At 55.1% G+C, this 13,625-nt stretch carries 9 protein-coding genes; 2 read left to right on the plus strand and 7 right to left on the minus strand.

Annotation, left to right across the window (positions count from 1 at the left end):
- Positions 1-23: 23 nt before the first annotated feature.
- The gene (locus tag PMI17_RS25800) at positions 24-149 is read right to left on the minus strand and encodes a hypothetical protein (RefSeq protein ID WP_007894066.1); all 126 of its coding nucleotides are present in this window, start codon (positions 147-149) and stop codon (positions 24-26) included.
- 459 nt (positions 150-608) lie between these two features.
- Between PMI17_RS25800 and PMI17_RS24280 the strand changes: the two genes are divergently transcribed.
- Positions 609-4,322, plus strand: a complete 3,714-nt coding sequence (locus PMI17_RS24280) for an FAD-dependent oxidoreductase (protein ID WP_007894067.1) — start codon at positions 609-611, stop codon at positions 4,320-4,322.
- 106 nt (positions 4,323-4,428) lie between these two features.
- Here the strand turns inward: PMI17_RS24280 and PMI17_RS24285 are convergent, their stop codons facing one another.
- From PMI17_RS24285 to PMI17_RS24305, 5 genes are read right to left on the minus strand one after another with little or no spacing between them, the layout of a single operon-like run.
- On the minus strand, positions 4,429-4,677 hold the full coding sequence (locus PMI17_RS24285; RefSeq protein ID WP_007894070.1) for a hypothetical protein: 249 nt from the start codon (positions 4,675-4,677) through the stop codon (positions 4,429-4,431).
- 60 nt (positions 4,678-4,737) lie between these two features.
- On the minus strand, positions 4,738-7,038 hold the full coding sequence (locus tag PMI17_RS24290) for a molybdopterin-dependent oxidoreductase (RefSeq protein ID WP_007894073.1): 2,301 nt from the start codon (positions 7,036-7,038) through the stop codon (positions 4,738-4,740).
- Positions 7,039-7,091: 53 nt separating this feature from the next.
- A complete protein-coding gene (locus tag PMI17_RS24295; RefSeq protein WP_007894075.1) occupies positions 7,092-7,853 on the minus strand; it encodes an amino acid ABC transporter ATP-binding protein in 762 nt (253 codons plus the stop codon).
- Positions 7,846-8,769 carry an amino acid ABC transporter permease gene (locus PMI17_RS24300; protein ID WP_007894076.1) on the minus strand — a complete coding sequence of 308 codons (924 nt, stop codon included), beginning with the start codon at positions 8,767-8,769 and terminating at the stop codon, positions 7,846-7,848. The genes PMI17_RS24295 and PMI17_RS24300 overlap by 8 nt, the downstream gene beginning before the upstream one ends.
- Entirely contained in the window at positions 8,766-9,662 is an 897-nt protein-coding gene (locus tag PMI17_RS24305; RefSeq protein WP_007894078.1) for an ABC transporter substrate-binding protein, read from the minus strand. The genes PMI17_RS24300 and PMI17_RS24305 overlap by 4 nt, the downstream gene beginning before the upstream one ends.
- A gap of 624 nt (positions 9,663-10,286) precedes the next feature.
- On the opposite strand from PMI17_RS24305, the gene PMI17_RS24310 reads away from it, so the two are divergent.
- Positions 10,287-12,458, plus strand: coding sequence for a TonB-dependent siderophore receptor (locus PMI17_RS24310; protein WP_193372797.1), 2,172 nt, complete (start codon positions 10,287-10,289; stop codon positions 12,456-12,458).
- 17 nt (positions 12,459-12,475) lie between these two features.
- Here the strand turns inward: PMI17_RS24310 and PMI17_RS24315 are convergent, their stop codons facing one another.
- Positions 12,476-13,390: an alpha/beta fold hydrolase gene (locus tag PMI17_RS24315; protein WP_007894086.1), complete on the minus strand. Its 915-nt coding sequence runs from the start codon at positions 13,388-13,390 to the stop codon at positions 12,476-12,478.
- Positions 13,391-13,625 lie beyond the last annotated feature (235 nt).

Here is a 13,625-nt window from a genome sequence, read left to right on the forward strand (position 1 = left end):
GCCAGCGGCGGCTTTAGCCATTTTCAGATTTTAGGTTGCTGATCTTCGGGAAATTCAGTGTCGCGAGGTAAATCATCATCTTCGTCAGGTAAAGGTTCATCATCGCCTGGCAGGGGAATTACATCATCATCATCTGGACGCTCTGACATAGGTACCTCCATTAACCCGAATTGGGTTATTTAAGTGTAGTAATGCCGTTAAATAGCCCAATGGCATTCTCTTCGATATGTGAGTTAAGCGTAAGAAATATTTAAGGTGCATTTATTTAAAACTCATCTACCGCTTCACTTATAGTAAATCTAATTAGCGCTGTGCTTATTTTCTTTTACGCTCAATAATTTGCGTTAAGCTAAACCGTGGTTATAATTTAAAATAAGTTTCATAATTTAATCCCCGAACATTTTACTAACAGACGAATGATTCAAACAAATACCGCACTATTCGTAGCGGCGCGATTCATCGCGCAATAAATTGCGCCGCTACAGAATGTGCGTTCGTTAAAATTGGCATTCAAGTCTTACTGATAAGCATTGATTCACATCACGCTGTTAATAATTAACTCATTATTATTTATCTCTATTTCCTGAATATTATTCCGGGGGAACAGCATGCCGCCATTTTCTAGCTTTTGGCAGGCCGGTTACGAGGGTGCGGACCATATCAATCCCTTCGGCGAAAAACTTTCCATGAATGCAGTGAATGATCATTTAACTCAATACCATAACGATTACGCCGCGCTGCAGCAGTTCGGTATTACATCCGTTCGCGAAAGTATTGGCTGGCGACTGGCAGAAATGGCGCCAGAGGAGACTTTTGCCAACCTGAAAAAACGTATGAATTCGGCGCGCTCGTTTGGATTACAAATTAACTGGAGCTTTTGTCATTACGGCTGGCCTGACGATCTCACCTTATTCGCGCCTGAATTCGTGCCGCGCTTTGCCGACTTTTGCCAGCGCATGGCGCTGTTTCTCGCTGAATATTATGAAGACGCACCGATTTATTCGCCGATGAATGAGATCTCATTTATGGCGTGGGGAATTTCGGTTGGACTGTTTGGCAATAATGCGCACAGCGATCCCGATGAGATTAAACGCCAGCTCATTCGCGCCACGCTGGCCGGATGTGCCGCCATTGAGAGCGTCGATCCCCGTGCGCGCTTCCTGCACTGTGACCCGATCATTCACGTGGTACCCGATGAAGAGAGCGATGCGTGCCGCCAGCGCAGCGCAGAGATTATCGCCTCGCAGTACCAGGCATGGGACATGATCGCCGGTTTGCGCGAACCCGAGCTGGGCGGCAAGCCGCGTTATCTCGATCTGGTCGGTGCCAATTACTACCACGGTAATCAGTGGTTGACTTGGTCCGGCTGCCGGCTGGAGTGGCATTTAGGGGATGCACGCCGCGTGCCGCTGCACCGGATGCTTGCGGCGTTATCGCAGCGCTATCAGCGGCCGCTATTGCTGGCCGAAACCAGCCATGTCGGTAGCGGACGCGCCGCCTGGCTGTCTCAGGTTACCGCCGATGTCGTACAGGCACAGCTGAGTGGCTGCGATATCCGCGGCATCTGTCTCTATCCCATTATCGATCGTCCCCTTTGGGAAGATCTCGAACACTGGCCACGCAGCGGCTTGTGGGATGTCGATCCCCACAAAAAACGGGTGCTCAACCCGGTTTATGCCGCGTCATTGCAGCAGTCACAACAAATATTAGCCCGCTTTCAGGGTCATATCACCGCGGCCAGCTGGCCAGAGGAATGCGTCATGAAACAATCGGTATTAGTGGTTTTTAGTCATCTGCGTTGGGGATTCGTGTTTCAGCGTCCGCAGCATCTGTTGTCGCGCCTCGCTCAGTTTCACCGCATTGTGTTTATCGAAGAGCCGATTTACCAGCCTGGCGAAGCGGCGCTACGACAATATCAACCGGCGCCCAACGTCACGGTGATTGAACCGCATACCGATGTCGCCGCGCCGGGCTTTCATGATAGCCAAATCGCCGTGCTGCAACCGCTGCTGGCCGAGCTGCTCGACGCAGATGAAACGCCGCTGGTATGGTTTTACACCCCGATGGCGCTGCCACTGCTGGCCTGTTTTAACCCCAGCGCGATTATCTATGACTGCATGGATGAGCTCTCGGCCTTTAACCAGGCGCCGCGCCAGTTGCAGCAGCGTGAATCGGCCCTGCTGAGCCGCGCCGATGTGGTGTTTACCGGCGGCACCAGCCTGTATGAAGCCAAAAAGCATCGCCATGCCCACGTCTATTGCTATCCAAGCAGTGTGGATGCGGCGCATTTCGAACAGGCGCTGGATCGCACTAACAGCCATCCGCTGCAGGAGAACATGCCGAAACCGCGCCTGGGTTATTATGGCGTCATTGATGAGCGTCTGGATTTGCCGCTGCTCGCCGCGCTGGCGGATGCCCATCCCGACTGGCAAATTGTGATGGTCGGCCCGGTGGTGAAAATAGACCTCGCCAGCCTGCCGCAGCGCCGCAACCTGCACTGGTTCGGCCAGCAACCCTACGCTGCGTTGCCGCACTTCCTTGCCGGTTGGGATGTCTGTCTGATGCCGTTTGCGCTGAACTCCTCCACCCGCTTTATTAGTCCCACCAAAGTGCTGGAGTATATGGCGGCGCAGTTGCCGATCGTCAGCACCGCGATTGCCGATGTGGTGCGCCATTATGCCGAGGTAGTCAGCATCGCCGATTCACCGCAAACCTTCATTGCCGCTTGCGAAACGGCGCTAACCATGCCGATTGAAACGCGCTATCAGTTAGCGAAAAACATGGCAGCACGGGTGGCGGAAACATCATGGGATCGCACCGTTGAGGAGATGCAGACGCATATCGTCGCGCTAAACAAACGTGACCTTTCCCAGCCCGAGGTTATCGCGGCACGTCCACAGCCGCTGGCGCAAAACCCGATTGAGTGTCTCATTCTCGGAGCCGGGCCAACCGGGTTGAGTGCGGGTTATCACTATGGCGCAGGCGCGGTGGTGCTAGAGAAAAATAGCTCGGTGGGCGGATGGTGCCGTTCTATCAAAGATCAGGGTTTCACCTTCGATCATGCCGGCCACATCATGTTCTCCAACGATCCCTACGTGCTGGGCTTATACGACACCTTGCTCGGCGACAATCAGCACTGGCAAGAGCGTGAAGCCTGGGTTTACAGCCATGATGTTTACACGCGCTATCCTTTCCAGTCGGCGCTACACGGTTTGCCCGCCGAGGTGATCGGTGAATGTGTGCTGGGGGCAATCGAAGCGCGTTACGGCGCGCATCCGGCGACGCTGCAAGCGGTGATCTCTGAGACGCGTCGTGACTGCTGCGCCGATGGTGCGATACCGGATGGTGAGAGTTTTGCGGCGCAAACAGAGAGCGAAGATTTTGAGAGCTTTATCTTCCGTACCTGGGGCAAAGGCATCGCTCACCATTTCGCCCTGCCCTATAACCAAAAGCTGTGGAAAACGCCGCTGGCAAATATGGAAACCTCCTGGCTCGGCGGGCGCGTACCGCTGCCGGATCTCGAGCAAATTATTAGCGGCGCACTGGCTCCGCTGGAGAAGCCGGTCGGCCCCAACGCGCGTTTTGGCTATCCGCTGCGCGGTGGATTTCAGGCATTAATGGAGGGGTTCCTGCCGCACCTGAGCTGTACGCTGGAACGGGAGGCAACGGTTACTGAGATCCAACCGCTGCAACGCCGTGTGCGCTTGCAGGATGGACGACAATTCCATTATGACCAGATGATCAGCACCTTGCCGCTGCCAGAACTGGTACGACTGATGGGCAATTTCGCCCCAGAAGCGGTGCAGAAGGCCGCAAAACAGTTGCGACATATCTCGGTGCGCTGCGTCAATCTAGGCATAGGGCGCGCGGCAATCAGCGATAAACACTGGATTTACTATCCCGGCGACACCTTATTTCACCGCATCTTTTTGCAAGGTAACGCCAGCCCGCAGTGTAATGCGCCGGGCGGTTTTGGCCTGACCTGTGAAATGACCTATCGCGACGATCAGCCGCTGCCTTGCGAAGGTGACGCCTTGATTGAGCGCTGCATTAAGGATTGCATTCGGGTCGGCATCATCAATGCCGATGATAAAATTATCACCGCCAGTGAAGTCGATATGCCGTACGCCTATGTGGTATATGACCACCAGCGCAGCGCCAATGTCGCGTTGATACGAAGCTGGCTGGCGACGCAAAGTATTCAACTGTCAGGACGTTACAGCGAGTGGGAGTATTACAACTCCGATCACGCCTTTCTTGCCGGCAAACGCGCGGCGGAAACGGTGAAAGATTTAACGCAGAATCGTAAAACCACGGCGTAGTTGAAGGTGCGCATAAATGCGCCGTGAAGGCGCATTTAGATTTCATCGCGGATCGATCAAATCCACCACCATCGACAATATTTCATCCATGATATGTGGTTCGACTTTAGCGGCAAAATTCGCAGATTATTGTTGCGTTGAATCGGCGAATCTCGTCCTGATCAATACCAGCTAACAGCTGATCCACCGTTTTCCTGCCGCGTGCCACCCGGTTAACAGGTTTTATATTGATTGACTCAACAGACGCAGTTACGCACAGCTCAATTCCCACATGCCAACCCGCTTTGGCGGCTATGTCGCTGGGAATCGTTAGCACGAAGGCTCCGCCTTGCTGACTCAGTTTTGTTAATGCCATGCATCCTCCAAATTTCTCGTTAATGCATACATGCTTTGCTGGTCGCCATTAATGGCGACCCTACGAGAATGATAATGCATTTGGAGGGTTAAACGCCTGCACCGGCGTCAATTCGCCGCGGTATTTGCGAACCTGCACCACGGTGATTTGTCCGCTGCAGCCTTGCGCCAGTGACGAAGTGCCGATATCCAGCGTGAGCACATTGGGATTGCCGTGGCGGCACAGCGGACGCAATGCCGTAGGATCGACCGGATCGTACCAGGCACCGGTGGGCAATTGCACCACGCCGCGCATGATGGTTTCGGTCAGGCGCGCGCTGGCCAGCACGTGACCGCGCTCGTTGTAGAGCTCGATAATCTCGCCATCGCGAATCCCCAGGGACGCCGCATCCGCCGGATGCAAACTGCACACCTCGCGACCATCGCGTTTACCACTCTGACTGTAATCACCAAAATCCAGCTGGCTATGCAAACGCGTCGCCGGCTGATTGGCTATCAGCCAGAATGGATGATCGGGATTCGGTTTTTGCTGCGGTTCACGCCACACCGGATGACCCGGGCAGTTTTCATAATTGAAGCTGGCGATGGTGGCTGAGAAGATCTCAATTTTACCGCTCGGCGTTGGCAACGGCGCGGCTGCGGGATCGGCGCGGAACGCGTTGATCATACGGCCGCCATCTTTCAGCTGCGGTAACTCCAGCACGCCTTGCTGCCAGAACTGGTCAAACGTAGGGATTTTCACCTGATGCGCCGCCAGCTTCTGCTGCAGTTGCGCGTAGTGGTGCTGCAACCAGCCACGCGTATCGCGCCCTTCGGTGAAGGCTTCTTCCCGGCCTAAACGGCGCGCCAGCTCGGTGAATATCGCGTAATCGTCTTTCGCTTCGCCGAACGGTTCTGCCACCGGCTGCATTGCAAACAGATGGCGATCGGTCGGCGCACCGCCAATGTCTTCACGCTCCAGCGTCATGGTAGCGGGCAGGACGATATCGGCATGGCGCGCGCTGGCGGTCCAGGCAATTTCATGCACGATCAGCGTATCCAGCTGACAGAATGCCTGGCGCAAGCGCGCCAGATCCTGATGATGATGGAACGGATTACCGCCGGCCCAATACGCCAGACGAATATGCGGATAGGTTAAGCGCCGCCCGTTGTAATCAAACGGCTTGCCGGGATTGAGCAGCATATCGGCGATGCGCGCCACCGGAATCAGGCGATCGATGCCATTTTTGCCCTGCGGCAGCGCCGGGAAACTGACCAGATTGTGATGTTTGCCGTAATGGCCGAGCGCGCCAAGCGCATACGTGTAGCCGCCGCCCGGTAAACCCGGCTGACCGAGCGCTGCCGCCAGCACCAGTCCTAGCCACACTGGCTGCTCACCATTTTCAGCGCGCTGTAAGGCATGCGCCACCGTCACCAGCACGCGCTTGCCGTGCAGCTGGCGCGCAAAATCGCGGATAAATTCAGCGCTTACGCCACAAATCTCTGCTGCCCACGCCGCATCGCGCGGGGTGCCGTCCTCTTCGCCGCGAATATAAGCCGCCATTGCTGGCCAGCCCACGGTGTAGCGGGCGAGGAAGGCTTCATCGGTGAGCTGTTCGGCAATCAATACCGATAACACGCCAAGCATAAAGGCCGCGTCAGTGCCCGGGCGCAGCGCCAACCATTCGCCCTGCGCTTCAGCGGGTAGATCGCTTTGCAGCGGGCTGACCGAGATAAAGCGCGTGCCACGCTCCGCCGCCTGCTGCATAAAGCCGCGCTCGGTGTGTTCACTTAAACCACCGCTAGCGACCTGCGAGTTTTTCAGCGCCAGACCACCAAACGCCAGCACGATTTCGCTGTGCTGGGCGATCTCCTCCCAGCTCACGCCGCGCCGCGCAATCTCATTCATGTCGCCGACGATATGCGGCAGCAACACCGAAGCGGAACCCGAGCTGTAGCTGTTGACCGAGCGCACATAGCCGCCGAGCGTGGTATTGAGGAAGCGATGCACCTGGCTCTGTGCATGGTGGAAGCGTCCCGCGCTCGACCAGCCGTAAGAGCCGCCGAAAATGCCTTCCGGACCGTAACTGTCGCCGACGCGCTGCAGTTCACGCGCCACTAATGCGTAAGCCTCGTCCCAACTCACCGCCACATATTCGTCGTTACCGCGCCGATCGTCCGGGCCCGGGCCACTCTCCAGCCAGCCACGACGCACCATCGGACGGGAGACGCGCGCCGGATGGTTTAAGGCGGTACGGAAATTTTGTAGCAGCGGACTGGGATCGGGATCGCCCTTAAACGGTTCGATGCTAAGCCGATCGCCCTGTTGCTGGGCATGAAAAGCGCCCCAGTGGGCGCTGTGCATTACCGATTTTTGCGTCATCACTTTTCCTGGCATTAAAAATGAAAAACGGTGCCTGAGGCACCGTTGCAATCCTAGAGGACTGTGGCAATAAAGTTTCTTACGCGCCCGTTTTCCGGGTCGTCGAGGACCTGCTGGGTTGGCCCTGCCGCCACGATTTTGCCGCTCTCCATAAAGACAATGTTGTCGGCAACCTCGCGCGCAAAACCAATCTCATGCGTCACCACCACCATGGTGATGCCGGAGTGCGCCAGCTGTTGAATCACCTGTAACACTTCGCCGACCAGTTCTGGATCGAGCGCTGAGGTAGGTTCATCAAACAGCATCACGCCGGGATCCATGGCCAGCGCACGGGCAATCGCCACGCGCTGCTGTTGTCCACCGGAGAGATTCTGCGGCCACTCATCTTCACGACCGGATAAACCCACCTGCTTTAACAGCGACAACGCTTTGCTGGTTGCCTGCTGGCGGCTCTGCTTCTTCACCCGCATCGGCGCGTCAACGATGTTTTGCAACACGGTACGATGCGGAAACAGGTTGAACTGCTGAAACACCATGCCGATTTCGGCACGCTGGCGCGCCACTTCGCTGCTGCTCAACTCGTGCAGTGCCTGGCCTTTCTGCTTATAGCCAATGATTTCGCCGCCGATGCGAATGGTGCCACCGTCGAGTTTTTCCAGATGGTTGATGCAGCGCAGCAGCGTCGATTTTCCTGAGCCCGATGGTCCGAGGATCACCGTCACCGACCCGGCCGGAATATCCAGATTCACTTCATCAAGAATGGTGACGCCTGAGAAGCGCTTGGTGACTTTACGTAAGGCGATGGCTTCACCCATTGCTGACGCTCCTTTCTGCTTTGGCCGCTGAGAAGCCCGGCAGCGATTTCAACAAGCTGCGTTTTTCCCGGCGCGTCACACCACGTCCAAAATAGCGCTCCACATAGAACTGTCCCACCGACAACACCGAGGTCATCAGCAGATACCACAGCGTGGCAACCAGCAGCAGCGGAATCACTTCATAGGTACGCTGATAGATGATCTGCGCCGAAAACAGCACGTCCTGCAGTGAGATCACCGAGACCACCGCAGTGGTTTTCAGCTGACCAATAATTTCGTTACCGGCCGGCGGCATGATGGCGCGCATCGCCTGCGGTAATACGGTATGGCGGAAAATCTGTGACGGGCGATAGCCCAGCGCACGCGCCGCTTCCAGCTGGCCGTTGCCGACACTCTGGATACCGGCACGCACAATCTCAGCGGCGTATGCGGATTGGTGCATCACCAGCGCGATCACCGCAGCACTGAAGGGGCTCACCAGCGCGTTCGATTGAGTGCTCCAGATTTCACCAAGGCCGGGAATCGAGAGTGCGATAGTCGGATAAAGCGCCGCAATGTTGTACCACAGGAACAACTGCACCAGCATCGGCACACCGCGGAAGAACCAGGTATAAAACCAGCTCACGCCCACCAGCACCGGATTGGAGGAGAAGCGCATCAGCGCCAGCACCGTACCAAAAGCAAACCCCAGCACCACAGAGATGGCGGTGAGCTGCAGCGTCATCAACACGCCTTGCAGGATCGACTCGCCGGTGAAGTTCTCCGCAATCACGCTCCATTCGAAGCGGGGATTGTTAATCATCGAGTGCGCCATCGCCACCACGCACAACAGCACCACCAGCGCACTCAGCCAGCGTCCGTAGTAACGTTTGCCGACGATTTTCAGATCGTCGGTATGGTGGTGAATGTCACTCATTGAAAGATTTCCTGATTGCGTTTGGCTTGTTTAACAGCACCAAAACCGATGCCCCAGTTGTCGAGGATCTTGTTGTAGCTGCCATCTTTGATCAGCGAGTTCAGTGCCGCCTGTACCGCTGGCTCCAGCGCTGAATCTTTCGGGAAGGCGACAGAAACTGGCGCATCGTGCACGGTGATTTCGCCGCTCATGGTCAACGGTTTGATCACTTTCACCTGCCACAGCAAACCTTCGTACGGGCCGAGGAACATCGGCACGCGACCACTTACCACTGCCTGCACGCCCGCTGGACGATCCGGGAATACCGACACCTTGATAGGTTTGTTACCGGCGGCTTCACAGGCTTTGCTGGCTTCTTCGAGACGCGTTACCTGCGTGGTACCGGAACCGGCACCGACTTCTTTACCGCAGACATCTGACAGGTTTTTGAACGGGGCAATATTGGCATCTTTACGCGAGATAATGCCCAGGCGGCTAGCATCGTAATAACCGACAAAGTCGATGATTTTGGCGCGCGCCGGGGTGGCGTTGATGTTTGAGAGCGCCACATCGTAACGACCGGTTTTCAGGCCCGGAATAATGTTGTCGAAACCGCCGGTATCGCGCCACTGAACCTGGATTCCCAGGCGCTCACCCACGGCATTCATGATATCGATTTCACGACCGGCCAGGGTTTTGTTGTCTTCTTTATAGAAGGTGGTTGGCGGCGTGTTGGGGTTGGTTCCGGCCACAATGTAGCCACGTTTAACCACATCTGCAGGCAGCAGGCTTTTCAATGCAGGATCGGCCTGCACATGAATTGAGCTGTCAGTTGGGACATTTTCATCGGCGGCGAACGCGGTGTGTGCACTCAGAGCGAGCGCAAAAAGAGTTAAACCTTTTGCGAATTTCACTGGAACCTTTCTCCTGATTTATAAAATGTTTCCCCACAGGGAAAAGGCGTTGAGGTAGCGATGGTTTTTTCTCCAGACTCACCCGCGCGAAGGCGCGTGGTGGAAGGAATTGTCATCCTCATACCCTTCATAATTCAAGCTTCAGCTGCGTTGGCTTCGCGTGCTCACCCCAGTCACTTACTTAAGTAAGCTCCTGAGGATTCACACACTTGCCGCCTTGCTGCAGCTCGAATTATTTAGGGTAAATACGTCCCGATTAGCATTCTCTGGAACTTAGTTAACAATCACAAATGCAAAAAATACATATCTATTGCCGAAAAATGGGAATAGAGATGCAAATCCATTAAAACTGGCTTTTCGGGTATGGCGGACGCGTAGAAATGCGCCCACATTTCAGATTTTGCTAGCGAATCAACTACCTGCTTTTGCTGACTGAACTGACAAAACTCTTCTTAGTCATAACAGATTCGTCTAATCACCAGGAATTCTCTCACCTATCTCCATGATGCCACTGATGTGTAAAGGTTTGTCATGCCAGATATGCAATGAGAAGCATTATCATTATCATGCGCATTTACTTACAATTGTTAACGTAACAGGGAGAAAACTTAAGTGAATGTAACTATGCGTGGCAAAAAGCGTCCGATTGCGCTTTTTTTAGCGGGATTGCTAACCTCGCCGGCTTTTGCAGCTGAAACCGTAGAAAAGCTGGCTGACGATGAATCAATGATTGTCACCGCCGAGCAGGAGCTCAAACAGCAACCGGGTGTGTCCACCATCACCGCTGAAGACATTAAGAAAAATCCCCCTGTTAACGATCTCTCAGACATCATCCGCAAAATGCCGGGCGTGAACCTGACCGGCAACGGTGCCAGCGGCAGCCGTGGCAACAACCGACAAATTGATATTCGTGGCATGGGCCCGGAGAACACCCTGGTGATGATTGACGGCGTGCCTGTCTCCTCTCGTAACTCGGTGCGCTATAGCTGGCGCGGCGAGCGCGATTCCCGCGGCGACACCAACTGGGTGCCCGCAGAGATGGTCGAGCGCATTGAAGTGATTCGTGGTCCAGCCGCTGCGCGTTACGGTTCCGGGGCGGCAGGCGGCGTGGTGAATATCATCACCAAGCGCCCTACCAACGACTGGCATGGTTCGCTGTCGCTCTACACCAGCCAGCCCGAAAATGACAAAGAGGGTGACACGCGCCGCGCCAACTTCAACCTTAGCGGTCCACTGGCCGGTGATGCGCTGACCATGCGGCTGTACGGCAACATCAACCGTACCGATGCCGATGCGTTCGATATCAACACCGCTGAAAATGGCTCCTACGCGGCAGGTCGCGAGGGCGTGCGTAACAAAGACATCAACACGGTGCTGTCGTGGAAAATCACCCCGCTGCAAATCGTTGACTTCTCTTACGGCTACAGCCGCCAGGGCAATATCTACGCCGGTGATACGCAAAACAGTAATAGCAACGCTAGCACCGGCGGCTTAGTGGAATCGCTGTATGGCGATGAGACCAACCGCATGTATCGCCAGAGCTATGGTATTGCGCATAACGGGATTTGGGATTGGGGCACCTCGAAGCTCAACTTCAACTACGAGAAAACCAATAACACCCGCTTGCAGGAAGGTACCGCAGGCCGTACCGAAGGGATGATCAACAGCGACACCTATGCCACCAGCCGATTAGAAAGCTATCGTGCAGGTGGTGAAATCAACTTCCCGCTGCAGCTGCTGGTTGATCAAACCGTTACTCTCGGTGCCGAGTGGAACCGCGATGAGTTGAACGATCCGGCTTCCATGTTGGCAGCCAGCGTGGATGATGTGAATCTACCCGGCAGCTCTGGCGATCCGTCGCAGCGCAGCAGTAAAAATAGCGCCACCCTCAGTTCACTCTTTTTTGAAGACAACATCGCCGCGACCGATAGCACCGAAGTGATTCCCGGCCTGCGATTTGATTATCACGATCAATTTGGCGCGAACTGGAGCCCGAGCCTTAACGTTTCGCAAGGCCTGGGGGAATACTTCACCTTAAAAGCCGGTATTGCACGGGTGTTTAAAGCACCCAATCTGTATCAGTCCACGCCGGGTTATCTGCTTTCGACGCGCGGCAACGGTTGCCCAATTGGCCTTAGCCGATGCTATTTATTAGGCAATAAAGACCTTGATGCGGAGACCAGCGTCAATAAAGAGATTGGGCTGGAGTTCAGTAATGAGGGTTATGTGGCGGGCATCACCTGGTTCCGCAACGATTATAAGAACAAGATCGTTTCTGGTACCGAACCGGTCTATTCCAGCACTAATCCAACTTACAACGTGCTGCGCTGGGAAAACGGCGGAAAGGCGATTGTTGAAGGGCTGGAAGGTAACCTAACCATCCCTTTGATTGCCGATACGCTGGAGTGGCGCACCAACGCCACCTACATGTTCCGCTCTGAGAGCAAGAAAACCGGCAATCCGCTGTCCATCATCCCGGAATTTACCATCAACTCTCAGTTGGAGTGGCAGGCGACACAAGATCTTAGCGCCAATATCAACTGGACGCAGTATGGCCGCCAGAAACCGCGTCAGAATGTTGAGACCGTTATCGATGCCAGCAACATGACGTCGAGAGAGATCAGCCCGTATTCGGTGTTTGGTCTGAACGTCAATTACGACATCACCAAAAATCTGCGCGCCAATGCGGGTATCAACAACCTGTTTGATAAACGCATTTACCGCGAGAATTCGGGTGCTTCAACCTACAATGAACCGGGCCGCGCTTATTATGCCGGGGTAACGATGTCGTTCTGATTAAGTGACAGCGTCACCTAAATAAAGAACTCGCTTAACGCTTCGGCTAGCGCCTGCGGTTGCTCATCTGGGATGAAGTGACCGCAGTGCGCGATCTTAATGCCCGTGACATTTGCCGCAAACTCTCCAAGCGGCAACGCCATATCCGCAATCGAACCCTGATCAGCGCTGATAGCCAGTAGCGGCAGCGTTAATTTGCCCCGTTCATGCAGCAAATCCCGATTTTGTGCCGCCGACACCGTCACTTCGCGGTAAGCCGCCATCCCCGCGCGTACGGCGCCCTTCTGCTGTAATAAACGGGTGTATTCCGCCATATCCTCATCGGTGAATACCATCGGGCTAGCCGCTTTGCGTTTCAGGAACCATTCAAGATAAACCGTTTCGCGACCCTCAATTAACACTTCCGGTAGATCCGGCAACAGGTGGAAGGCAAAGTGCCAGGTTTTCCAGGCTTTATCCGGCGTAGCGGGCAATGCTTCCGGTAAGGTCACACCAGGAATACCGGCATCGAGCAGCGCCAGCTTTTTCACTTGATCGCCATACAGCGTGGCATACGGCCAGGCAACCCAGGCGCCCACATCATGCGCGGCAAGGTAGTAGCGCGAGTGGTTCAGCTGCTGCATCAAGCCCTGCACTTTCTGCGCCAGCGAAGTAGTGTCGTAGCCGCTGAGCGGTTTGTCGGAATCGCCCTGCCCGGGCAGATCCGGCGCAACAATAAAGTAGCGATCGCCCAACAGCGCCATCACCTGACGCCAGGCAAACCAGCTTTGCGGAAAACCGGCCAGCAGTAGCAGGGTTTCACCGTTTACATTACCGCCGCTGACATAGTGCAAGCGCACGCCATCAACGGTGGCGTAATGGTGAGAAAAACCGTTGAGTGGCGCAAAGGGCTGCGTCCATCCGGGCGCGTCTTTTAATACTGAAGCTGACATAGTGACTCTCCGCACATTTAGGAAATGATCAATTCCTAAATAGTACATGATGATTGCGCCGCCAGGGAATCTTTCTTCAACGCGGGAGGTGGTCGCCATGAATGACGACCCCAAAGGCGTTACCGCGATGGTTACTAAGAAATAAGCATTGATGCTGCAGCGTGGGGGTTGAGGCGACATCCCACCCCGCTGAGCGAGTGAGGGATTCCAGGGCGAGCCGCAGGGATGCGGCGAG

The sequence above is a fragment of the Pantoea sp. GM01 genome (genome assembly GCF_000282675.1).
In the GTDB taxonomy this organism is placed as follows: domain Bacteria; phylum Pseudomonadota; class Gammaproteobacteria; order Enterobacterales; family Enterobacteriaceae; genus Pantoea; species Pantoea nemavictus.